Source organism: Allorhizobium undicola ORS 992 = ATCC 700741 (assembly GCF_000621665.1).
Lineage (GTDB): Bacteria > Pseudomonadota > Alphaproteobacteria > Rhizobiales > Rhizobiaceae > Allorhizobium > Allorhizobium undicola.
The window spans coordinates 112,833-136,207 of the sequence record NZ_JHXQ01000008.1; the positions used below are offsets into that span (position 1 = coordinate 112,833).

22 protein-coding genes and 1 tRNA gene are annotated in these 23,375 nt (G+C 60.0%); 11 read left to right on the plus strand and 12 right to left on the minus strand.

Features of this window, described 5'->3' with window-relative positions; genetic code table 11:
• Nucleotides 1–75: 75 nt before the first annotated feature.
• Nucleotides 76–495 carry an iron response transcriptional regulator IrrA gene (gene irrA, locus T424_RS0110735; protein ID WP_027487732.1) on the plus strand — a complete coding sequence of 140 codons (420 nt, stop codon included), beginning with the start codon at nt 76–78 and terminating at the stop codon, nt 493–495.
• A gap of 191 nt (nt 496–686) precedes the next feature.
• Here irrA and ftsZ read toward each other — a convergent pair whose 3' ends face one another.
• Nucleotides 687–1,661: a cell division protein FtsZ gene (gene ftsZ / locus T424_RS20760; protein ID WP_051558933.1), complete on the minus strand. Its 975-nt coding sequence runs from the start codon at nt 1,659–1,661 to the stop codon at nt 687–689.
• 185 nt (nt 1,662–1,846) lie between these two features.
• On the opposite strand from ftsZ, the gene T424_RS0110745 reads away from it, so the two are divergent.
• From T424_RS0110745 to T424_RS0110755, 3 genes are all read left to right on the plus strand, one after another.
• The gene (locus T424_RS0110745; protein WP_027487733.1) at nt 1,847–2,425 is read left to right on the plus strand and encodes a helix-turn-helix domain-containing protein; all 579 of its coding nucleotides are present in this window, start codon (nt 1,847–1,849) and stop codon (nt 2,423–2,425) included.
• On the plus strand, nt 2,415–2,966 hold the full coding sequence (locus T424_RS0110750; RefSeq protein WP_037067397.1) for a GNAT family N-acetyltransferase: 552 nt from the start codon (nt 2,415–2,417) through the stop codon (nt 2,964–2,966). The genes T424_RS0110745 and T424_RS0110750 overlap by 11 nt, the downstream gene beginning before the upstream one ends.
• Nucleotides 2,967–3,154: 188 nt before the next feature.
• Nucleotides 3,155–3,451 (plus strand): SelT/SelW/SelH family protein, encoded by a 297-nt coding sequence (locus T424_RS0110755; RefSeq protein ID WP_027487735.1) that lies wholly within the window; start codon nt 3,155–3,157, stop codon nt 3,449–3,451.
• Nucleotides 3,452–3,483: 32 nt separating this feature from the next.
• On the opposite strand, the gene T424_RS20765 is transcribed toward T424_RS0110755, so the two are convergent.
• Nucleotides 3,484–3,897: a BA14K family protein gene (locus T424_RS20765; RefSeq protein ID WP_037067429.1), complete on the minus strand. Its 414-nt coding sequence runs from the start codon at nt 3,895–3,897 to the stop codon at nt 3,484–3,486.
• 316 nt (nt 3,898–4,213) lie between these two features.
• Here T424_RS20765 and T424_RS0110765 point away from each other — a divergent pair.
• Nucleotides 4,214–4,298: transfer RNA gene (locus T424_RS0110765), tRNA-Leu, on the plus strand.
• 213 nt (nt 4,299–4,511) lie between these two features.
• Here the strand turns inward: T424_RS0110765 and T424_RS0110770 are convergent.
• From T424_RS0110770 to T424_RS20770, 8 genes are all read right to left on the minus strand, one after another.
• Nucleotides 4,512–6,164, minus strand: a complete 1,653-nt coding sequence (locus tag T424_RS0110770; protein WP_027487736.1) for an alpha-keto acid decarboxylase family protein — start codon at nt 6,162–6,164, stop codon at nt 4,512–4,514.
• A gap of 82 nt (nt 6,165–6,246) precedes the next feature.
• Complete coding sequence (locus tag T424_RS0110775) at nt 6,247–7,074, minus strand: MBL fold metallo-hydrolase (protein WP_027487737.1); 828 nt, start codon at nt 7,072–7,074, stop codon at nt 6,247–6,249.
• 60 nt (nt 7,075–7,134) lie between these two features.
• Complete coding sequence (locus T424_RS0110780; protein ID WP_027487738.1) at nt 7,135–8,163, minus strand: sugar phosphate isomerase/epimerase family protein; 1,029 nt, start codon at nt 8,161–8,163, stop codon at nt 7,135–7,137.
• A gap of 66 nt (nt 8,164–8,229) precedes the next feature.
• Nucleotides 8,230–9,168 (minus strand): myo-inosose-2 dehydratase, encoded by a 939-nt coding sequence (iolE, locus tag T424_RS0110785; protein WP_027487739.1) that lies wholly within the window; start codon nt 9,166–9,168, stop codon nt 8,230–8,232.
• Between the two features lie 102 nt (nt 9,169–9,270).
• Nucleotides 9,271–9,738 carry a hypothetical protein gene (locus tag T424_RS0110790; RefSeq protein ID WP_027487740.1) on the minus strand — a complete coding sequence of 156 codons (468 nt, stop codon included), beginning with the start codon at nt 9,736–9,738 and terminating at the stop codon, nt 9,271–9,273.
• Nucleotides 9,735–10,853 (minus strand): ferritin-like domain-containing protein, encoded by a 1,119-nt coding sequence (locus T424_RS0110795; protein WP_027487741.1) that lies wholly within the window; start codon nt 10,851–10,853, stop codon nt 9,735–9,737. Before T424_RS0110795 ends, T424_RS0110790 begins: the two co-directional genes overlap by 4 nt.
• Nucleotides 10,854–10,892: 39 nt before the next feature.
• Entirely contained in the window at nt 10,893–12,767 is a 1,875-nt protein-coding gene (locus tag T424_RS0110800; protein ID WP_027487742.1) for a GMC oxidoreductase, read from the minus strand.
• A gap of 69 nt (nt 12,768–12,836) precedes the next feature.
• Nucleotides 12,837–14,255 carry a glycoside hydrolase family 15 protein gene (locus T424_RS20770; protein ID WP_051558923.1) on the minus strand — a complete coding sequence of 473 codons (1,419 nt, stop codon included), beginning with the start codon at nt 14,253–14,255 and terminating at the stop codon, nt 12,837–12,839.
• Nucleotides 14,256–14,860: 605 nt separating this feature from the next.
• Between T424_RS20770 and T424_RS0110810 the strand changes: the two genes are divergently transcribed.
• Nucleotides 14,861–15,808 carry an ornithine cyclodeaminase family protein gene (locus T424_RS0110810; protein WP_154664876.1) on the plus strand — a complete coding sequence of 316 codons (948 nt, stop codon included), beginning with the start codon at nt 14,861–14,863 and terminating at the stop codon, nt 15,806–15,808.
• 74 nt (nt 15,809–15,882) lie between these two features.
• On the plus strand, nt 15,883–16,869 hold the full coding sequence (locus T424_RS0110815) for a Gfo/Idh/MocA family protein (RefSeq protein ID WP_027487744.1): 987 nt from the start codon (nt 15,883–15,885) through the stop codon (nt 16,867–16,869).
• Nucleotides 16,870–16,893: 24 nt separating this feature from the next.
• Here T424_RS0110815 and T424_RS0110820 read toward each other — a convergent pair whose 3' ends face one another.
• Both T424_RS0110820 and T424_RS0110825 read right to left on the minus strand, forming a co-directional pair.
• Nucleotides 16,894–17,268: a GtrA family protein gene (locus T424_RS0110820; RefSeq protein WP_027487745.1), complete on the minus strand. Its 375-nt coding sequence runs from the start codon at nt 17,266–17,268 to the stop codon at nt 16,894–16,896.
• Nucleotides 17,265–18,254: a glycosyltransferase gene (locus T424_RS0110825; RefSeq protein ID WP_027487746.1), complete on the minus strand. Its 990-nt coding sequence runs from the start codon at nt 18,252–18,254 to the stop codon at nt 17,265–17,267. Before T424_RS0110825 ends, T424_RS0110820 begins: the two co-directional genes overlap by 4 nt.
• A gap of 180 nt (nt 18,255–18,434) precedes the next feature.
• Here T424_RS0110825 and T424_RS0110830 point away from each other — a divergent pair, with 180 nt between their 5' ends.
• From T424_RS0110830 to T424_RS0110845, 4 genes are all read left to right on the plus strand, one after another.
• The gene (locus T424_RS0110830; protein WP_027487747.1) at nt 18,435–20,237 is read left to right on the plus strand and encodes a hypothetical protein; all 1,803 of its coding nucleotides are present in this window, start codon (nt 18,435–18,437) and stop codon (nt 20,235–20,237) included.
• Nucleotides 20,238–20,415: 178 nt separating this feature from the next.
• Entirely contained in the window at nt 20,416–21,819 is a 1,404-nt protein-coding gene (locus tag T424_RS0110835) for a nicotinate phosphoribosyltransferase (RefSeq protein WP_027487748.1), read from the plus strand.
• Between the two features lie 492 nt (nt 21,820–22,311).
• On the plus strand, nt 22,312–22,611 hold the full coding sequence (locus T424_RS20775; protein WP_154664877.1) for a hypothetical protein: 300 nt from the start codon (nt 22,312–22,314) through the stop codon (nt 22,609–22,611).
• A 364-nt stretch (nt 22,612–22,975) separates the two neighbouring features.
• On the plus strand, nt 22,976–23,206 hold the full coding sequence (locus T424_RS0110845; RefSeq protein WP_027487749.1) for a hypothetical protein: 231 nt from the start codon (nt 22,976–22,978) through the stop codon (nt 23,204–23,206).
• The last annotated feature ends 169 nt before the right edge of the window (nt 23,207–23,375 follow it).

The window sequence follows — 23,375 nt, forward strand, 5'->3', positions numbered from 1 at the left end:
GAAACTCGATTGCGCAACAGATATATCGGTTGTGTGGTATCAGGTTTTCAAGAGTAAGCACGGAGATCGTGGCAAATGATGGCGCAAGCCGGCAGGGATGTGGAAGACAAGCTCAGACGTTCGGGTCTTCGCCCGACACGGCAGAGAATTGCGCTTGCCAGCCTGCTCTTTGCCAAGGGAGACCGGCACCTTACGGTTGAAGAGCTGCACGAAGAAGCGCTCGAGGCTGATTTTCCAGTCTCTCTCGCCACGGTCTACAATACCCTTCATCAGTTCACGGAAGCGGGCATGATCCGCGTTCTGGCGGTGGAAGGTTCGCGCACCTATTTCGACACCAACGTCTCCGACCACCATCATTTCTTCGTGGAAGGCAAGAACGAGGTGCTGGACATTCCGGTCAACAATATCTCCATCGGCAACCTGCCGGAGCCGCCGGAAGGCATGGAAATCGCCCATGTGGACGTGGTGATCCGCCTGCGTGAAAAGCGGAACTGACCGCCTACCCCGCTCATTGCCGGGAAATCAGATATTTTTTGCGGGTTTGAAAAGGTGTCGTCCCTGAGGCGATTCTTTCCGTGCTGAAATGCGGCAGAGCCCTGCATATCTGCCTTACGCATGTCTCTGCAAAGCAAAAACGGCACGTGGTGTTCGTGCCGTTCGGAGATTTCTTGCGGCTTCGCTCAAGATCACCCTTGCGGGTTTTCACCCAATCCCGTGGCGACGACCGAGACGCGGAAAGTGCCGTCGAGTTCCTGGTCGAAGATGGCGCCCACCACAATGTCGGCTTCATCATAGACTTCATCGCGAATGCGCGTCGCAGCCTCGTCCACTTCGAAGAGCGTCATGTCCATGCCGCCGGAAATGGAGATCAGCACACCGCGGGCGCCGCGCATGGAAACTTCGTCCAGGAGCGGGTTGGCGATGGCTGCTTCCGCCGCCTTCATGGCGCGGCCGTCGCCGGTGGCTTCGCCCGTTCCCATCATGGCGCGGCCCATGCCCTTCATCACCGATTTCACGTCGGCGAAATCGAGATTGATGAGGCCTTCCTTGACGATCAGGTCGGTGATGCAGGACACGCCCGAGAACAGCACCTTGTCAGCGATGACGAAAGCGTCGGAGAAGGTCGTCTTGGCATCGGCAATGCGGAAAAGGTTCTGGTTGGGAATGACGATAACCGTATCGGCGGCCTCGCGCAGCTTTTCAATGCCCTCTTCCGCCGACATCATCCGGCGGCGGCCCTCGAAGCTGAAAGGCTTGGTGACAACGCCAACCGTCAGAATGCCCGCTTCGCGCGCCGCCCGCGCAATAACGGGGGCCGCACCCGTGCCGGTGCCGCCGCCCATGCCCGCGGTGACGAAGCACATATGGGTGCCCGCAAGATGATCCATCACCTCGTGCAGGCTTTCCTCTGCCGCCATGCGGCCGGTTTCGGGAATGGAGCCGGCGCCTAGGCCCTGCGTCATCTCCGCGCCAAGCTGAATGAGGCGCGGCGCCTTGGACATGGTCAGCGCCTGTGCATCGGTATTGGCGGCAATGAAGTCCACGCCTTCAAGGCCCTGCGTAATCATGTTGTTGACGGCATTGCCGCCGCCGCCGCCCACCCCGATCACGGTAATCTTCGGCCGCATTTCCTCGATTTGCGGTTTTCTGATTTCGATCACGTCTGTCTCCTTGGGGTTCTGGCGCCACGAACCGGCGGCGCGAATCACACTTTCTCTTGCCACGGGAAAAAGGCCGTGAGTGGGGCAAGTTTCAAGAGCGTTGTTGATAAAAGCGCTTTTGCCTTGAGCGAAGGTGACTTTCCGGAGCCTTGACTCCACGATAGGATCAATGAAATGATCTTATAATGGAAAATTCGCTTGATCATGACATCGCCCTTCGGCTGAAGCGGCTGCGAAAGGCCAGGCGGCTGACGCTGGAGGCGCTGGCTGAACAGTCAGGCGTCAGTCGCGCGATGATTTCCCGGATCGAGCGGGGCGAGGCAAGCCCGACGGCCGCGCTGCTGGCACGCCTTTGCTCGGCACTCGGCCAGTCTCTGTCTGTGTTCTTTGCCGATACCGGAGAGGCCCCGCCCTTGACGCGGCGCGCCGAGCAGCCGGTGTGGCGCGATCCTGAAAGCGGCTATCTGCGCCGTGCTGTCTCGCCCGGCCACTGCCGCGCCCGCATGGACCTTGTGGAAGTGGAGTTTCCGCCCGGTGCGACCGTATCCTTCCCGCCGCCCAATCCCGGCCGCGGACAATGGCAATATCTCTGGCTGTTCGAGGGCTGCATGGAGTTGCAGGTGGCAGACGACCTGTTTCGCCTGGAGGCCGGAGATTGTCTTTACATGAATGTCGCCGATGTTCGGCGCTTTCATAATCCCGGTGCGCAGGTGGCGCGCTATGCAGTGGTGATCGATCTTGGTGGAGTTGGCAATGCAACATGACATTGAAATCATGACGCTCGGCGCAGAAGAATTGGAGAGCCATTTGCCGGCGCTTGCCGCGATCCTGCATGATTGCGTCACGGGCGGGGCATCGGTCGGCTTCATGCAGCCCTTCACCCTGGAGGAGGCAGGGGCTTACTGGCGGACGGTGCAGCGGGCCGTGGCCTGCGGCGAGAGCATCCTGCTTGTGGCGAGGCTGCGGGATGAGGTCGTCGGCACGGTGCAACTCGGCCTGTCCACGCCGCCCAACCAGCCGCATCGGGCCGATGTCAAGAAACTGCTGGTCCACGGGGCCGCACGCGGAAAGGGCGTGGCGGGCCGATTGATGGCTGCGGTGGAAGCGGCGGCCATGCAGGCAGGCAAACGCCTGCTGGTGCTGGACACGGCCACCGGCGAGCCCGCCGAGGCTCTTTATGACCACTGGGGCTGGCATCGTGCCGGAGTGGTGCCGGATGACGCCCTGTTTCCCGATGGACGCTTCTGCTCGACCACAATCTTTTACAAGACGGTAGATCGGTTCGTTGAGTCACGAAAACAGTGAGGTGATCTGATTCAATCAGATCGAAAAGCGCAAACTAGAGCCTTTCACTGTTTCACGGAAACGGTGAAAGGCTCTAACTGTTTGTTTTTACGCATTTCCGGACGGAAAACCGGTTTCCACTTTTCCTGAAAATGCTCTAGCCTCAATGAATGCCGTGACGATCCCAGACCTGAGAAAGGAAGCACCTGATGAGCGACAAGCCCAAAATCACGATTGTTTATTGCACACAGTGCAACTGGCTTTTGCGGGCGGGCTGGATGGCCCAGGAATTGTTGCAGACCTTTGGCGAGAGCCTTGGGGAGGTTGGCCTTGTTCCCGGAACCGGGGGAAATTTCGAAATCCGGTTGAATGGCGACCTCATCTGGGAACGCAAGCGCGATGGGGGCTTTCCCGGACCCAAGGAGTTGAAGCAGCGTGTTCGCGACGTCATCGATCCGGAGCGCGATCTCGGCCATGTGGATCGCGCTGGAAAACCTGAAAGCTGAAAGGCCCGCTGGTGGCGGGCCTTGAGATCCTGTCAGTCGAAGGGGGAACGGCAAATGCGCGGACGCCCATATGCATCGATGTAGCGGTTGGTATCCGGGTTATAGGAGCGATAGCGGTCCAGGCACCATTCCACGTGGCGGCGCCAGCCGCGACCGGGAGGCGGGGGCGCCGGACGATAATAACCGGGCGGCGGCGGGGCCGGGCGGTAATAATCCGGCGGCGGCGGCGGCCTGTAGGCGCGTGGCGGCGGAAAGTCCGGGCGGTCATAGCAGCCATAGGCATCGCAGACATAGCGAATATCGGTGACGGGCGCGGTATCCCCGTTCTGGCCTGCCAGCGGCTGGGCCGTGGCAGGGCTGAAGGGCATGGCGGCCAGCGCAACATCCGGCACGATAACCGACGCCGTCATGGCCAATCCCAGAAGGGCATTACGAATTGCAAACATCCTGGCCTCCTCGAAAATGCGCAAGCAACGGAAATCCTCGATAAAAGGTTCCTGAATCGATCCTGCCTTTTCCGTCATCCCCCGAAAAAAAACAAGGCTCTGGTTTTAGCGCCTTTGAAATCGCCGTTTTGAGGCTCGCGGGCGCAATTTTTCAATTTACCGCCAAGCACCTGAATATGTTATATTTTAACTTCATTCATGCATCAACATACCCGGCAAATCCGGGCTTTTTCGAGGGTTCTCGGCACGCTTTGACACGAAAGCTTCAAAAACCGAGTTGACAGAAATGGGGAGGCCCTTTAAACGGCTCCTCGTCGCCCAGATGGCGGAATTGGTAGACGCGCAGGTTTCAGGTACCTGTGTCGCAAGACGTGGAGGTTCGAGTCCTCTTCTGGGCACCAAATTCCGGTTTCCGAACCTTGCACAAGGTTTGTGGAACATCAAAAAAAGCCCGGCATTGCCGGGCTTTTTTGCATTTTGGGTTTTGATCATTCTGGCCGACTTTACCTGTTTTGAAAGATGGGCAGGACCCGAAAGGCGATGTCTGTCGCCTTTCCTGTAAGCCATGTCGGACAAGGCTCCGATAAAGGGTTAAGGTTGCCTTGCCGCAGGCCTCACTCCTTCCAGGCGGCATTGTCTGGAATGGAATAGCGGTCCACCACGACCTGAATGATCGATGGAGCGCCGCGATTGGCTTTTGCCTCCTCCACGGCCTGTTTCAGCTCGCCATAGGTTTCCACCTTCCAGCCTTTGCAACCGAAGACGTCGGCAAGCTTGCTGTAGTTCCAGCGATGCAGCACGCAGGCATCGAAGACCGGCTTCTTCGTATTGAACACGGATGCATCGGCCAGCCATTGTTCCACGCCGTAAATGCCATTGTCGATGATGAAGATGATGGGGTCGAGGCCGAAGCGGGTCTGGGTGGACAGCGCCTGTGCGGTCATCTGGAAGCCGCCATCGCCGGAAAACACCATGAGACGCTGGTTTTCAGCCTTGGCGAGGCAAACGCCGGTGGCGGCGGCGGTCATATAGCCGATGGAGGAATAAGAGGACTGGATGATGAAGCCGGACGGCGCGCTGACCTTGAGCGCCATGCCGCCGAAATAATTGAGGCTGGCATCGGCGCCCACCAGTGTATTTTCGTCGATATGGTTTTGAATGCTCTGATAAAAGCCCTGATAGGTCACTTTGTCGGCGTCGCTGGCCGCTGGCGATGGCAGCGGGGCGGCTGGGGTGAAATCCGGGATTTTCGGCATGAGCTGTGCTGCCAGCAGGCCATCGATGAGGTCGCTCAACGCCACTTCGGTATCGAAGTTCGTGCCGAATTTCAGCGTCTGCCATGAGGCGAAGGCGGTGTTGTTTTCATCGAGCGCCCAGCCAAGATCGTTGATGTCGGTGAGCCAGACCCCGAGCGCCAGCACGAAATCGGCGTCCCTCATCTGCTTTTGCACCTGTGCGGAGGAGGATTGCCCATCGAAAACCCCGACGAACTGGCCATCGCTTTCCGGCAGGACGGATTTGCTCATCAATTCGGTAACAAAGGGAAGCTTGAGCTGGTGCAGCAGGGCTGTTGCCTTGTCATGCAGGCCGTAGCGGTCGATTTCCGGTCCAAGCCAGATCAACGGATGCTGGGCGCACTGCAATCTCTGGCCGATCGTGTCTATGGCCTGTTGCAGGCTGGCGGCATTGGAAAGGCAGGGCGCGGGTGAAAGCAGGCCCACGGGGGCGGCACAGGGCATGTCCACCATGTCTTCCAGCAATTCGATGTAGACCGGCTGGCGCGCGCTGATGCATTGGGTCAGGGCATAATCGATCAGCATGGGCGCCATATGCGGGCTGTCGATGCGCACGGCTGCTGCGGTGATATACTGAAAGACTTGAAGGTCGGTCTGCTTGCTGCTGATGAAGTGGTGCGAGCTATAGCCCGTCTGCTCGAAATTCAGCGTGCGCTGAATGCTCGGCGCGCCATTGACCAGCACGACGGGAACGCGCTCCACAAAAGCGCCCGCAATGGCATTGGTGGCCGAAAGCGCGCCTGCGGAATAGGTGGTGCAAAGTGCGCCGATGCGGTTGATGCGCGCATATCCGTCCGCGGCATAGCCGGCGTTCAGCTCGTTGACTTCTTGCATAACCTGAATGCCGCCGGGGGCAACGTAATTCGTGACCCAGTCGATCGAATAGTCTCCGGCAATGGAAAACAGGTGCTTGAGGCCAAGCTGCTTCAGCCGGTCCACAAGGTAGCGGCCAACGGTATAGCTATCGGTCATGGCATGGTCCTTTCATGGCTGCTGCCGGTCTTGCGGCGCAGGCTCGTCACGTCGGGTTGGGAGGAAAGCGAGCGGCAGAGGCTCAGAACTCGCTGGCATTGTCGAAGAGGCGGGGCATATAGATTTTGAAAATCCCCGCGCATTTGCGTTCGGGAAAGCTTTCCATCATGAAGCGCTGGAAGGCATCGTTGGTCAGGCCGCGTTCCACCGCTTCCATGGCAATGGTCAGATACTGGATGTTGCGGGCCACCTCGTCCTTGTCGGCAGGCAGGCCGTGGCCGGGCAGAAACAACTCGTCTTCCGAAGCCAGCATCCTGCCCAGAATATCGATCCAGTGGTTCATGTATTTGGTGAGGTAAAGATGCGTGCCGCTATAGATGAGGTCCTGCGCGATGAAGACGCGCTGGTCCGGCAGGCGAATGGTCAGGAGATAGTCGATTTCCGTATCGACTATCTTGTCGAACACATAGGTCACGCCGTCGATGACCTCCGTCGTGCCAGCCTCCACGGCGTGTTGGGGGATCAGAACGTCGTTCGGCGCCAGGTTGCCCATTTTCCAGTGGTCCTGAAGGGAAGTCTGGCCATCGGTTTTCAGGAAATCGATGGTTTCCTGAAGAGCATAGACCGGCACATTGGCAAAGGCTGCGTAAAGACCGAACCAGTGATCGGGATGGCGATGGGAAAGGTAGAGGCGGTTGATGGGCTTTTTCAATCCGTTGGCATAGGCGCGAAACTGTTCGGCATAGGGAACGAGGAATTGCCCGTCGATCAGCACCAGTTCCTTTTCGCTTTCGATGATATGCGTGGCATTGGCGATATTGTCTTCGGTATAGGCCGAGATGAAGGTGTGAATCCGCACCTTGTCCAGATGCCGGACGGTAACGATGGGCGGCGGTAATTGCAAAACCATGGGGGTCTCCTGAAACGTGAAGAGGCGTTGGACAGGTCTGATGGCAGGCTCTGCCTGACGTCAGGCGCGCTGGCGGGCCTTTGAGGCATGGGCGTCCAGTTCGCGGCGAAGCGTTTTCAGCGCTGCCTCGGCCACCTGATAGGCACTTTCGACGCCTGCCACCGGCGCATCCTCGCCCGGACGCCAGAAGCGCCGCCGGGTCATGCGCATGGAGCTTTCGAAGGGTTCGATGGCATTGAACACCTCCACCAGATATGGGCCGGAATAAACCGGCTCGATCTCGCCCAGCATGATGTCCCAGGGGATCCAGCAATCGGCGATCGCGCCGCGGTCGGGTGCGGAAACGTGGAAGTAATGGAGCCGGTTCTGCGCGACGGCGCGCGCCACATTCTGCCGGAATACCGCCGGGCCCTGACTTTCCATCACCACCTGCGCACTGTCGATGGTTACGCCGCAGGCGCCAGCTTGCGCCCCGTCCAGAAAGTCGAGCGCCTCAGACACCATGGTCGGGCCGGGGGTCTCCCAGTTTTTCACCGGCTCGATGGCCAGCTTCACCTTCTTTGTGGCGGCATAGTCGGCCAGTTCGCGAAAAATGTCGCGCGCCGCCGCATAGCGTGGCTGCATCCAGGCGTGAAGCGCGTCGCTCCAGATTCCCTGCCCGTCGTCGGTGGTGGGAAAGACGCCGTAGGGATAGAGGAAGGGGCCGGACATGATGGTGTTTTCGCCGCCGAGGATCGAGGTAATGTCCACCCGCGATTTCAGATAGCGCAGCGCCTGATGGCGCTGTTCGGCATAAGGCGAGGTCGGATCGAAAGTGCGGGTGGTGCCGACATTGGTTGTGAAGGGAATTTCGGCAAAGCCCGCCGCATCGAAGGCGTGGCGCAGCCGCCGGTAACTTTCCACTTGCGCCTGAAGATCGCCGCCCGGATCGCCCGGTGCGATGTGAGCGTCGAAGCCATGATAGCCCATGGCCGTCAGGGCCTTGAGATGGCTTACCAGAATGGCGGTATAGGCGCTGTCGGTGGGGCGCAGGTCCGCCGTGAACATGAAGAAGCTGAAATAGATCTTTCGCGTGCCGGAATGAGGCATGATCGTCACTCCCGCTGGCCGGGCCAGCGTCTTGAGGGTGGATTGTGCGGAAAAAGGGTGCAGGGCCTACCAGCCAAGGAGCTGGCGTATGTAAGCGCGGCCCATCAGCGCGTATTCCAGCGGATCGGCCTTGGCCGGATCCTGTTCGGCCTCGACGCAGATCCAGCCTGCAAAGTCCGCTGCCGCCAGCGTATCGAGGATTTGCGGGAAGGTGCTGATCGAGCCATTGCCGGGAACGGTAAAAATGCCTGCCTCAATGCCCTGCTGGAAGGACAGGCCCTTCTCATGGATGGTTTTCACCACATCGGCGCGAATGTCCTTCAGGTGAACATGCTTGATGCGGGGCGCATAGGCCTTGGCAAGCGCCAGCGGATCGACGCCTGCCGCCGCCTGATGGGCCGTATCCAGCAGCATGTGCACGAGCGTGGGATCGGTTTCGTCCATCAGCCGGTGGATGGCCTCGGTCTTCATGACGCCGGTGCCCAGATGCGGGTGATAGCAAAGGCGGCGATTGCGGGCCTTGGCCTTTTCCCCGGCCAGATGCAGACCTTCGATAAGATGTTTCCACTGCTCCCCGGAAAATTCCGGGCAATTGGGAAAAAGCGCCACGGGCAGCGGATTGACCGCACCGCCGAATTCCGACACCACCAGATCGGCGCGGCGCGGGTCGTCGCTGCCGCCTTCCATGGCTTCCAGAAAATCGAGCTGCTTGTCCACATTGGCCAGCGTCTGCTGCTTCATGGCCTTGATGGTGAAATAGGTGCTGACCCAGGGCTCGGAAATGCGCAGGTTGCGCAGTTCGAGCTGCGGACGCAGCACGGCAGGATCGGTGGGGTATTTGTGGCCGACACCGCAGCCGACATAGCCGGCCAGCGCCATTTCGCTGAGCGCCTGCTCATAGGGAATGCCGATATCGATATTGATGAAGTCGTCGTTCCACCACAGCGTCGGAATGACGCCGATCCAGACCTTGTCGGGGGTGAGGCGGGAAAGATGTGAGGTCATGACAGAATCCGTTTCAAAAGGAAGAGTGGCTGGAGCATTTCTGGAGAAAGCCGCAGGGCGGCTTCCCGTCGGCGGGCCTTCCAAAGCAAAGCGCGGCAGCGCTCACGCCGGAATGGGCGGTATTGACGGCGGAAGTTTCCATGAGCCGTAGCCGGGCGCCTTGGCGCCCGCCGGATGGGCGCCGATGGCCTTCCACAACAGGCCTTCCACATAGGCTTCGGGAGACACCACGAAGGTCGTGTCGTTCGGGTGGGGGCCAAAGCGTTCGCTCCAATCGGTGGGAAGCTGGAACCAGGTGCCGGAATACCAGAGCTTGATCAGCGCGCGCGCCACATCGCCCAGAAGCTCGTCGCCGAGAATGGCGAGACGCAGGGCCCGGACCCGCTCCTGCGCCGGGGATGGCGGCAGGCCTTCAAAGGCACCGAGCAGACGGTCGGTGATTGTCTGCCCCACGACCTTTTCCAGCGTGGCGAAATAAAGCTCCGCAAGCCCGGTTCCGAGGAGATCGAAGCGGGTAAAGGCGGTGAGTTCGGCCGAAAGGGAAAGGAAGAGTTCGAAACGGGCACTCATGCCACGGCCTCCTTCGGGCTTGGCGCGGTCTTTTGGCTCGCCGTTCCGATTTCATAGGTCGGCCCGCCATTGCGCCCCGGTTTTCCCGGCAGGGGATTGCGGATCAGCTCCTGCATGATGTTGCGGAATTCGAACATCAGCGGCACGGCGGCATCCGTCAGCAATTGCGGCTCGCCATTATAGGCCCGCGTCAAAAGGGCCAGAAACGCGCCGTAACGGTCGTTGAAAGCGCGCGTTGCATCGTAAAGCTCGCTTCCCTGCTGAATGTCGGCCAGCTTCACATTGGGCTGCATGGGATAGGCGCCCTGCCAGTCCACCTGCAAATGCGGACCGCTGGGATGACCGGGGCGGTCGCCCTTGCGGTAGTAGCGGCCCAGAAACAGTTCCTGAAAGCGATAGTAATGGGCCAGCTCATGCTCGTCATCGTCATAGATGCCGCCGCCATCGCCTTCACCCTGTTCGATAATCAGGTCGATGGCCTCAAGCGCGCTGTCCAGATCCGTCACGGCGATGAGGTTGCCGCCGCCGGAATAATAATATTCCGGCGTGATTTGCAGGGCGGGATCGCCGGTAAAGATCGTGGTCTTTGCCTTGCGGGCCTCTTCCTCCAGAAAGCGGATGCCCTCGGAAATCACGGTATAGAATTCGCCGATGCTGTAGAAATGCAGGTCCGGCTGGCCGGGCGGCGTGGCAAGCCGCTGTTTGCCAGGTTCCGTCTTGCGCCGGATCAGCCCCTTGCCGATCAGGTGATGCGGCCGGCGGGCGGGCCGCTCGATCTTGAGAAAGCTTTCCACCGCTTCCCGGCTGAAGGGCTGGATGGAAACGAGGAAATCCGTTTCCCCATCCGGCAGGGCGCTCGGATAGGTTGGCACAAAGCCGGGCTGTGTCAGATCGGGTTTTCCGCCAACTGCGTTCAGGATGTTGGCCGCCAGCGTCAGATGCAGCATTTCCTCCACCGCGATGACGCGCAGGATCTGCACCGCATCGGCATTTGTGCCCGGCTTGATCGAGTAAAGCGCCGTCAGATAGGGCGGTATGGTGGCATGTTCGAGCTGCATGGCCCGTTGCAGCATGTCCCGCAGGTCGTGCAGGCTCTCAATCTTGTAGGATGGCATGGTGATGCTCCGTGAAATGGAATTTGGGAGATGCCGCCGTCAGTGCAGGCTGCGCAGAATGTCGCGGCTGGTGCGGTAGCAGAGTGCGGCAAGCGTCAGCGTCACATTGGCGGTGCCGATGGTCGGCATACTGCCGCCGCCCACGAGGTAGAGGTTCTCGTGATCCCAGCTCCGCTGGTTGCGGTCCACGACCGAATTGCTCTTCGACGTGCCCATGATATGCGTGCCTGCCAGATGGTTGCCGCCGCGAATGGCATAGCCCTGGCCCTCATAGGCGACATAGCCGAAATCGGCGGGGTCGTAAGTGGTGTAATCCTCCGCGCCCAGCCGCTGGAACACGGTGCGGGCGAATTGCCGCCCGTAAGCTGCGCCGCGCATGGTGTAATCCGGCACGGTGAAGGACAGGATCGGGCGCATATTGCCAAGCGGATCGGTGTAGTTCGGCTCCACGGTGATGCGGTTGCTTTCCTCCGGCATCACCTCGATCATGAAGGCCAGCAGCAATTGCCGGGACACACGGTCGATCACGCCGCGCCGCAGCGCCGGGCCGTGCAGGTTTTTGTCGTCCACCAGCTCCAGAAGGTCGGAGGTCGGTGCGCCGGTGGCCCAGCCCCAGCCGTCATTGTGGATGTCGATGGCGAAGGCGGCCTGATTGCGGCGGAAGGAGCCGTCGCGCAGATCGACGATGCCGCCGGTGGAGCTTGTGCCGCGCATGGTGCCGCAAATCTCAGGCATCAGCGCCCAGTTCAGCAGATAGGCGTGGTCCATGAGGTTGCGGCCCATCAGACCGCTGGTGCTGCGCAGGCCGGAGGCCAGCATCAGCCTTGCGGTTTCGATGGCGCCTGCCGCCAGAACAAAGACCTTGCCGCGCACCGTGACGGTTTCATGTTCGGGCGAGCCGGGGCTTTTGTAGATCTTCACCTCCAGCGAGGCGACCTTGCCGCTGTTGGGATCGATATTGACCTTAGACGCCACCGCCTGCGACAGAAGCTCGATATGACCGTGGCCGCCGGGCCGCGCATTGACCTGAAAGGCCTTGGCTAAGGTCTTGCCGGAATGATAGCGGGCCTGCACGGGACAGAGCGGCACGCAATTGGTGTTGCCCTGGCAGCGCCCGCCTTCCTCCACCTGATGCGTATCCACCGCACCCACCGGGCGAAAGCCCTTGCCGTCATCATAGGCGGGGTTGGGAATGCCGTTGCGTCCCTGCGGATAGGGCCGCACCTTCAGCGGATAGGAGGCTCCGTCCAGCTCCACGCTCGAGCCGGCAATGCCCTTGTCAACCTGCTGGTCGAGATAGGAGAGCGGCAGGCCGCGCATGGGAAAGACATAGCCTTCCGGGAAGGTCTGGTTGAGATATTGCTGGTCCTCGACATCGGCTGAAACGCCGATTTCCCGCTCGGCGCGCTCATAGTCTTCCTGCAAATCGGCAAGGGTCAGGGGCCAGTCCAGTCCCTGTCCGAAGCGGGTTCTGGTGTCGAAATCCGATTCCAGCATTCGCGGCGTCTTGGCCTCCCAATGCATGGTGGTGCCGCCGAAAATGCGGGTATAGGTGGTGTCGCTCACATAGGGGCCGGACTGGACGATATAGGTGGAACTGTCGGTTTCGCCCGGCGCCAGCTTGCGTAGCAGCGGGCTGCGGGGCATGGCGGCATTGGCATTGATCGGGAAGGGCGACTGGTTGTCCTTGCTGGCGGCGGCGTAGAAATTGGTGAGAAGATCGTCATAGCCGGCAAGGCTGCGGTTGGCGCCGCTTCCGGCTTCGAGAACCAGAACACGCTTGCCCGCCTCCACCGCCTCGCGGGCGATGATGGCGCCGGAAATGCCGGTGCCGACAATAACGACGTCGTAATCCCTGGCTGCGGCAGCCTTGTGGGCATCGGCCTTCAGCGCCGATTCGTGGGGAAAAAGCACAATGAACCTCCATGGGCCTGCGGCGCTGGTGCGCCCGGCAGGCGGAAAAAGGGGAAGGGTGCGGGTGTTTCAGGCCTTGCGGGCGGCGGTGCGCTTTGCGCTTGCGGCGGACGCTGCGGGGCTTGCCGTACCGCGGGCTCGCACGGCGGAAAGGAAAGCCGCATAGCTCCAGGTGAGATTGCTGACGCTTTTCTCATAGCCGCTCGCGCCGTCGAACTGTTCGCTCAGCTCATAATGGTCGCTGTGATAGATCACGGCGCGCAGCATGGCATCGGACGAGGCCCGCAAGGCTGCTGCCGCCGTGACAACGTCGCTGGATGCGCCAAGCCCGAGCGCGGCGAAGAAGGGCGCGGAAAGATCGTCATAGGGAAGTTTTCCGGCCGCTTCGATGGCGGTTGCGAGGCGATACTGGAATTCCGCGTAATTTGCGGTGCAAAGCGCCCAGGGGTGGCCGCCCTCCACGGGGGCTGCGACATCGCCGTCATAATGATCGCCGGGATAGCGGCCGAAAAGCGGGCCGTACCCCTTTTCCTTATCGGCTCCGTTGATGGGGTAGTAGCTTGGCGAAGCCGGATCGGCCCATTGGCGGCGCAAAATGGCAGCCGTTGCCAGAAGCCGCGTATCCATGGGATCGACGGCGCCGTAGCAGACCGACGAGACAATATCGATATTGGCATCGTAGCCCGGCTGGACCGGGGCATCGAGAACGCTGACGTAAAGTTCGCCGTTCCAGTGCTGCTCCAGCGCCTGCGTGAGCCAGGAAATGGCATCCGCCACGCCAGCGGGCACGGCAATCCCCAGACTGTTGGTGGAAATTTCCTTGAAAAAACGCAGTTGTACGGCGCGGGCAAAGAAGGAATAGCCCGCATATTCCTCCCAGAGATTGGTGGTCTTGTTCTGGTAGACGTCGAGCAGGTAGGAGAGGTTCGTCTCGATCACCTGGCGGGCCAGTGCCTGTGTCGGCTGATCGAGCTGGCTGAACAGGGTCATCAGCGCAATGGACTGAATGGCGGGGCCGTCATTCTGCTCAGACCACGGCCGCACCGCCCCGCCAATGGTGAAGCAGGCATGGCCCAGCGTCACATCGTTCGAAGCCTCGGCGTTTTTTTGACAGAGGGCCGCAAAGCTTACGTAATCGGCAAGCGTGGGCACTGCCCCGCCCGGATAGGCCGGGAGATCGGCAAGAGCGATCTCGATGGCGGTAATTGCCCCGTCGCGCACCCAGTTGAAAACGTAATCCTGATCCACGCCGGGCGTATTGGCGGGGTAGGAGGGTGCCGCCAAGACGCAGCCGGGACGGGAAAACTGTCCCGGCGAGACAGGATCTTCGATGACGTAGCCGTCGCTGGTGACATTGCGCAGCATCAACATTGTCATATAGCGCGCCAATGAGACCAGATCGGTCTGGCCGGTCGCATGATTGGGAGCAAGTTGCGGCACAGCGGTGCCGGTCGCCGGACCCGTCGGGGCCAGGTTGCTGTCGGACATGGATGGAACTCCGGATATTGATGAGGGGAGCCGGGAGCAACCCGGCCCGGATTGGCAAAGGTCGGCCTCTCGCATGTCATTCGTGATGAGAGCGAGCGGGAATCTGGTTTCGAATCGGGATAATCAGGCAGGATGCAATTGCAACCTGGAAATGTTCTGACTGTTTCGATCTCTCCGAGGGTCCGAAGAGATTTTGCTGCGTCAAAAATAATTCATAGAACCATCATCTTCGGGAGAGGTGATGGTATGAATTTATCTTCGGATTCGCATCTCCATGATGTTCAATTCCTCTGACTTTGTCTGCGGGAATCAATAGTTTTAATTCTGGAAGGAAAACTATACGGATATTTACACACGTTGTGCAAAAATTATCCGTAATATACTTGTAGGATTCATTATGTGTCCGTTGCAGGACGGCATTATCGGTAGCTTATATTCTGATATGATGCAATGCCAAATTGCGTCATCGATAAATAATTTTCGCGAAATAAATTTCAGGTTGTATCTCTCCGGCACGACTGGCCCTTGGCTGTTGTCGCGGGCTGGGACATGATGCGCACGGCGCGGCAGGTTCGCTTCGCCCTTCAGGATGGATGATGTTGCTCATGGCCGGTTTGCCTTTTATTCAGGAATGCGATGTTGAAGCCCACTTGTCCTGGCAGCAGGTGGTCGAGGCGATTTCCCTGGGCCACCGGCAGGCGCGGGCGCGTATCGGCGATCTTTTTCTGACGCGCGAGGCCGATACGCTGCTCAATCGCGCCGCCTGGATCGACGGGCTCGGCATCGGGTTGAAGACGGTGACGGTCATGTCCGCAAATCCGGCGCAGGGCCTGCCCACGGTGCAGGGCTTGATGATCGTTTTCGATGCTGTGACCGGCACGCCCGCCGCGCTGATCGATAGCCAGCTGGTGACGAAATGGAAGACCGCCGCTGATTCGCTGTTGGGGGCGCTGAAACTCGCGCGTCCCGACAGCCGCAAGCTGCTCATTCTCGGGGCAGGCGAGGTGTCCTATTCGCTGGCGCTTGCCTATAGCGCCCTTTTTCCCGGCATTGACCGCGTGATGATCTGGAACCGGACCGCCGCCAATGCGCAAAAACTCGTGGACCGGCTGGCCACGGATGGCATTCGCGCCGACTGCGTGCAGGATTTGCCGCAGGCGGTGGCCGAGGCCGACATTGTTTCCAGCGCCACCATGTCCCACAGCCCGATTCTGAAAGGGGAATGGTTGCGGCCCGGAACCCATGTGGACCTGATCGGCGCCTTCCGCCCCGACATGCGCGAGGCCGATGACGAAGTGCTGCTGAAGGCGCGGATCTTCGTCGATTGCCGGGAAACCACGCTGGACCATATCGGCGAATTGAAGACCCCGCTGGCCGAAGGCATCTTGCGGCGAGAGGATATTCTGGGCGATCTCTACGATCTGGAAGCCGGCGCCAATGGCCGGACGGGCCCGGATGATATAACGGTTTTCAAGAATGGCGGCGGCGCGCATCTGGATCTGATGACCGCGGGCGCCATCTTGAAGGCCTATGCCGGACGTCAGGGAAAATGACTCCGGGTCTTCTGTCGCGGGACCGCTCGGCCTCGAAAACCGATCCGCCCTGCCACGCGGACAAGAGGTAAGATATGCTTCGATTTGGAATTCTTTCAACGGCGCGAATCGGGCGCGAGCTGGTTATTCCCGCCATTCAGGATGCCGAACATGCCGTCGTCACGGCCATTGCCAGCCGGGATGCGGCAAAGGCGCGGGCCTTGGCGGATCGGTTTTCCGTGCCCCATGCCTTTGGCTCCTACGAGGAATTGCTGGCCTCCGACCTGATCGACGCCGTTTACATTCCCCTGCCCACGGCCCAGCATGTGGAGTGGGCGATCAAGGCGGCGGATGCGGGCAAGCATGTGTTGTGCGAAAAGCCGCTGGCGCTGCGCGCCGACGCAATCGATGCGGTGATGGAGGCGCGTGACCGGAATGGCGTTCTGGTGTCGGAAGCCTACATGGTCACATATACGCCTGTCTGGCAAAAGGTCCGGGCGCTCGTCGCCGAAGGCGCAATCGGGAGGCTGCGGCATGTGCAGGGCAGTTTTGCCTATTTCAACCGCGATCCGGCCAATATGCGCAATATTCCCGAACTCGGCGGCGGCGTCCTGCCGGACATCGGCGTTTATCCCACCATGACCACCCGCTTCGTCACCGGCATGGAACCGGAGCGCGTGCAGGCCGTCGTGGAACGGGACCCGGATTTCGGCACGGATATTTATTCCAGCGTCAAGGCCGATTTCGGCGCGTTCGAATTGAGCTTTTACGTCTCCACCCAGATGGCCAACCGGCAATCCATGGTGTTTCATGGAACGGAGGGCTTTATCGAGGTGAAGTCACCTTTCAACGCCGATCGCTGGGGTGCGGAGGAGGTGGAATGGAGCAACCGGGCTCACACGGAATCCCGGATTTTCCGTTTTCAGGACAGCCGCCAATACCGTCTGGAGGTGGAGGCCTTTGCGCGGGCAGCCGCAGGCGAGGCGGTGGAAATCGTGACGCTGGAGAATTCCAGGGCCAACCAGCGCTTCATGGATGCCATTTTCCGTGCCGCCGGGCATGACCGCTGGGAGGCGGTATGACGCGAAACGGCTTGCTTCCTGCCTTTACCTGCGGAACACGAAGCGCGAATAGCCGAAAAAGCTGAAGGCCATGGCGGCCATCGAGGCCAGCACCAGCGCCGCCAGCGGTTTCAGCAATGGCATGGTCAGAAGCAATCCGCAGTAAACGGCATAATTGACCACGGCCGAAACCAATCCGACCGAGCCATAGCGGAAACCTTCAACCAGCATGGAGCGGCGCGAGGCGCCGAACGTGAAAAGCCGGTTGCATTGCCAGGTAACGAGCATAGCCACGGCCATGGCAATGGCGCGGGCGCTCAAGGGGCCAAGGGGTGTCAGCGCCAGAAGAAGCAAGAGCCCCGCCGCATCCACGGCAAAGCCGAGGCTCCCCACGAGGGCAAAACGGATGAGCTTTTTCATGCTGCATCCGCATGTCCGGGTCTGGCGCTCGCCGCCTTGCGGGGCTGAACTTCGGCGGGGCCAAGCGGCAGGTTCATGTAATGCAGCCGCAAATGTTCCGCCCTTGCGCGGGCAAGGGAATCCAGAATGAGCCCGGCGGTCAAAAGCAGCAGTCCAATCATCAACAGGGCCAGGGAGAAAATCCAGGTCGGTAGCCGGCTTACGAGGCCGGTCTGGAAATATTCCAGCAGCACCGGGGTCATGAAGCCCAGGCTTGCCGCCAGCATGAGGCTTGCAAAAACCCCGAACACGGCAAAGGGCCGCGTTTCCTTGGCCAGCATCGCGAACATCCAGAGAATTCTGGCGCCGTCACGAAAGGTGGAAAGTTTTGAAACCGAACCTTCCGGCCTGCGTCCGTAATGCAGTTCCAGCTCCGCCACCGGCAGCTTCAGCCGGGCAGCATGAACCGACATTTCCGTCTCGATCTCGAAGCCGGGAGAAACGGCGGGAAAACTCTTGGCGAAACGGCGCGAAAAGGCGCGGTAGCCGGAGAAAATATCGGTAAAGCCGGTGCCGAAGAGAAAGCGGTAAAGCGCGTTGAACAGCCGGTTGCCGAAGGCGTGGCCGTTTCGCCCGGCATCGTGGTGCACGCCGCGGCGCGTGCCCACCACCATGTCGGCGCGCTCGCTCAGCAGGGTGCGGATCAGCTCCTCGGCATCTTCGGGGGCATAGGTTCCGTCGCCATCGGCCATGATGTAGATGTCGGCATCGACATCGGCAAACATGCGGCGCACCACATGCCCCTTGCCCTGGCGTCTTTCCCGCTGCACCTGTGCCCCTGCCAGCATGGCCTGAAGGGCGGTACCGTCGGTGGAGTTGTTGTCGTAGACGTAAATCGTGGCGTCCGGCAGCGCCTCGCGAAAGCCGCGCACCACGCCGGCAATCGTTGCCGCTTCGTTATAGCAGGGAAGCAGCACCGCAACGCGATGACCGGCACTATCACTCATGGTTTTACTCGATACACAAAGAGGAGAGGCTGCCACGCCGGCAGCCACGCTTTACTATTTCTAGAGAAAGTTAAGGCTAGGTTTCGGCGTTTGCGGCTTTTTGCCTCAAGCTTGAGAAATCCGTTGAAACCCCTGCCATGAAAGGGGCGCCTCCGCGCCGCTCCCTTTCCGGATGCCGCGATGACCAGCCACGCTCCTCGCCCCCTGTTTTCAAGCCTGACCCGGCGGGTCTTGGTTTACGCCCTGCTGACCATCGGGCTTATCTGCCTCGTGACCCTGCCTTCGCAACGGGACTATGTGGGCGGCGACAATGACGACGCCATGCGGCTTGTGGAGGTGCGCGATTATCTTGCCGGGCAGGGCTGGTTCGACCTCATGCAATATAGGCTTGGGCTGCCGCCGGGGATCCTGATGCATTGGTCGCGGCTGATCGACTGGCCGATTGCCACGCTGATCCGGCTTTGCGGCCTGTTCTTTCGCGGTGAGCAGGCAGAAGCCGTGGCGCTTGCCCTCTGGCCCCTGCTTTTGACCCTGCCGGTGCTGGCGACCTTCGCCTATGCCGGAGAGCGGCTGGGCGGGCGGGTGACGAGCCATGTCATGCTGCTATTGACCTTGCTCTACCTTGTCAGCTCCAACCGTTTCCTGCCGGGGGCAATCGACCATCACAATGCACAGATCGGTCTGGTGGCGATCATGGCAGCCGTAGTGGTGACGAGGCCGGGCTGGATGGCCTATGGCGTGGCGGGCGTGGCGGCGGCACTGGCGCTGGGCATCGGTGCGGAAACAACGCCCCTTGTTGCCGTTGTCTGCGCGCTGGTGGCGCTGCAATGGGCGCTGGCGGGACGGGCAATGCAGGGGCAGGCCATGGCATTTTCGCTGGCGCTCAGCCTTGGCGTTACGGCAGTCTTTATCGGCACCATCCCGGCAGAGCGCTACATGACCGTGACCTGCGATGCCTTGTCCTTCGGCTTTTATGGTCTGGCCACGCTGGGGGCGGGCCTGCTTTTTCTTGGCGTTCTTGCCACAAGCGGCCTGTCGCGCGGCCTGCGGCTTGCCGTGCTGGCATTGATCGGGCTTGCCTGTGCCGCTGCTGCGAAGCTGATTGCGCCGCAATGCCTCGGCAATCCGCTGGCAGAGCTTGATCCCATGCTGGTGAAGCTGTGGCTGGACAAGGTGGGCGAGGCCCGCTCGTTCTGGGTGGTTGCCCAAAGCGAGCCCGAAGCGCTGGCGGCCTTTTATGCCTCCGGTCTGCTGGCCCTTTGCGCCACAGCGTTCAACCTTTGGCGGGGCGGGGACCGGGAGCGGCAGGCCACGATGGGGCTTCTGGTGCTTGCCAGTTTTGCCGTGGCCCTGGTTCAGGTGCGCGGCACGATGTTTTCCAACCTTCTCGCCATTTTGCCGCTCGGTATGCTGATTGCCGATCTGCGCCAACGTCACCGGCTGGCTCCGCAAAGGCCGGGACCGGCACTTGCCTTCGTGCTGGCGACGCTGACAGCCCCTTCGGCAGGCTGGGCCATGATGGGCAGCCTGTGGAGCAATGGCTGGCCCACATTGCAAAGCTTCCGGGCCGCCGAAAATGCCAGCCCCGCCGCCTCCCGCGAAAGCTGTTTCAGCCGCGAAGCGCTGGCACCGCTGGCCGCACTTGCGCCAACGACGGTGGTTGCCGATATAGATGGCGGCTCGCCGATCCTCCGCTTCACCCCTCACAGGGTGCTGGCCGCGCCCTATCATCGCAACCAGCGCGGAATGCTCACCGAACTCTATATCGGCCTTTCGACGCCCGACGATGCCAGAGCGTTGTTGCGGGGCGCTGACGTGGGGATCATCGCCTTCTGTCACACATCCGTTCTGACAGAGGATCTGGCTGCCCTCAAGCCCGACGGGCTCTATGCGCAACTGACGAAGGGGAATGTGCCCGACTACCTCCAGCCCCTGCCATCGGCCGAGGGATTAAAACTCTATGCGGTCAAGACAGGGCAATAGAGCATGGACAGGAAGCACGGAACCCGGCTTTTCGTTCTGCCGCGCGCTTTGCCGATCCGGGAAGCTCTGGCGAAATAAATCCGGATTTAAGGATTTATGTTATCCTATGGCCTTGAGAGTTCAAATCATTCCAGACCGGCGCGGTGCCGGTATTGCCTCAAACAGCCGGTGAGCCAGCATGAGCCGAGTCAATCCCATTCTCAACACCGACAGTTACAAGCTGGGGCATTTTCTGCAATATCCGCCAGGCGTGCAGGCCGTCAGCGCCTATATCACCACGCGCGGAACCTCCGTGATGCCGGAAATCGTGTTTTTCGGCTTGCAGATCTTTCTGAAGGATTATCTGAGCCAGCCGGTGACGGCAGCCGATATTGACGAGGCGGAGGAGGTGGCGGCGCTGCATGGCCAACCTTTCGACAAGGCCGGATGGCAGCATATTCTCAGCAAGCATGGCGGCTTCCTGCCGCTCAGCATCGAAGCCCTGCCGGAGGGCATGGTGGTGCGGCGCGGCCTGCCGCTGGTGCAGGTGGTAAACACCGATCCCGCCTGCTTTTGGCTGCCGGGCTATGTGGAAACCGCGCTATTGCGGGCGGTCTGGTATCCGTCCACGGTGGCAAGCGCACTTCGCCATGTGAAGCGCACTTTGATGCCTTTTCTGGAAAAGAGCTGCGACGATCCCGAAGAACTCATGCCAACGCGGCTTGCCGAATATGGCGCGCGGGGCGCCACCAGCCTCGAACAGGCCGGTATTGGCGGGGCGGCCAATCTTCTGCTGTTTGAAAACACCGATACGCTGGCGGCGGTCATGTGCGCGCGGCGCTATTACGGGGCGAAGATGGCGGGTTTTTCCATGCCCGCTTCCGAACATACCACCATGATTGCCTGGGGACAGGAGCGCGAGGCGCAATCCTTTGCCCATATGATCGATCAGTTTGGCGATTATCCGGCCTATTCCGTCGTTTCGGACAGTTACGACATTCACCACGCCCTTTCGGAACTGTGGGGCAAGCTGTTGCAGCCGCGCGTGCGCGCCAAGCCCGGCCTGCTGATCGTGCGGCCCGATAGCGGCGACCCCATCGATACGCCCGTTCAGGCCGTTTCGCAGCTTGCCTATCATTTCGGGACAAGGCTCAACGGCAAGGGTTACAAGGTGCTGGACGACAAGGTTCGCGTCCTTCAGGCCGATGGCGTTTCCCTGCGTGACATTACCATGATCCTGGGGCGATTGGAGGGCATGGGCTTTTCCGCCGAAAACATTTCCTTCGGCATCGGGGCATCGCAATTGCAGAAGGTAAGCCGCGACACCTATTCCTTCACCATGAAGGGCAGCGCGATTCAGGATGGTGACGGCAGTTGGCGCGACATGTCGCGGCGTCCCGTAAACATGCATGAAAAACTGCCCCGCGCGGGACGTCAGGCGGTGGTGGAGGAGGAGGCTGAGTTGGTCGCCATTCGCCGGGAAGAATTGGGTGGCCGTCAAAATTTTCTTCAGCCCGTCTGGGAAAATGGCCGCCTTTTGAAGGAATGGAGCTTTGATGAGGTACGCGCCCGCGCACGCCAGAGGCATCGGCTCTACGGCTGAAAAGCAGGCCGCGCCAACCATGGCAGGCAGTTGCGATCGCCGCAAACAGGCATCAACCGATGGCCGGATCGCGCCTCCTGCCGTGAAGCTACCCGTCGGGCCGCGCCATGTTGCGGCTGACCTTCGTGATGGGGCATCGTTAAGGTTGATACTTGCCGAATTTCCTCGGTTGGAAGTAATTTTGGAAGGCCTTTATTAAAGATTTGAGCCTAGCCTCACGGAGCGAAAGGGCGCTTTTTTCCGCAATGACAGCGGAAGGTGTGCCCTGCGAAATTGCCTGACATCTGTTGAGGGACGTCAGTCGAAAATGTGAATTTCGATTTGTAATCAACGGCATAGACTTGCTCAGCATGTATCCCCGGCCGCTTTGCACGGTCTGGAGTGGTATTGCTGTGTCTTTTATATGCCTTTGCGAACGGAAACGATGTGCCTGCGCAATGTTGATCCGCAGGATAAAGAGTAACCATGACGGATTTCAGCGTGAGTTCAGACATGCCTACATCCCCAATCGGTGCCAATGCAGCCGAGCGTACTCTCCGCCTCGGTGCCGCCCATGACGACGGCCAGCTCATCGGCTCCTTTTTCTCCCGTCCGCGCATTGAAATGCGTGAACCCTTTGCAGAGACTCTGCCGCAAGCAATGGACGAAGAACAAGCCGCATCCTATCCGCCTGCAAACTGGCTGGACGCCCTTGCGGGGGACGCCGCCAATCGCGGCACTGCCGAAGCCTCCACCGTCTTCAACCCGGACGATAACGGGCTTTATCGCATGTTCGTGGCCGAAATGGCCTGAAAGGTCATGGATGCTGCACGAAAATTGACTGGACAGCGTGAAGCAACGTCTACGACCAAGGTTTTAAAGCAATTCCGGTGAACACGAGTTCACCTGCATTGCTCTAACGTCTTGTTTCGGCGCATTTCCGGACGCAAAACCGACAACACTTTTGCTGGAAATGCTCTACTGCATAATTCCTTAAATCGGAATCGATTTAAGGTGAAAATTATGCAGCAGATTTAAAGTTTTACAGCGTCCTTTGTGCGTTTGATAAAACGCACGGCGCTGTAGTTCTACTCTCACAACACTTCCCGCCGACAATGTTCGTTAAGACTCTTCCGCTAAGAGTGTTGAATAGTGTTGCGTAGAGCGGATCAAGCCGATGACCTTTCTGATAGCGATGATGATTGGCGTTGCCACGGGCGCAACCAGAAGCCTTATGGCACTCATCACGGTGTCGCTTTTGCTGGTGGCCTCATTCTCGGCCGCCGCTGTTTTCAGTGTCGGGTCGGTCGCGATCATCGATCTTCTTCTGGCGCTGGCAGGTTACAATGTCGGCCTTATCAATTGCCTGCTTGTCGTGGCGGCCTTCCGGTCTCGCAAGGCAGCCTGACCGCATCCAGGCGAGGATGCTTTGGCATTTTCGAGCCTTTGAATAATGTGCCGACGGACCCTTGTCCCGAAAAAAGGGGATACCGGTTTTCTGTCCGCAAATACGTAAAATAAAGCGCTCTGACGGATGCAGGGAAAAAGCGGGACCATTTGCAATGGCCCCGCTTTCA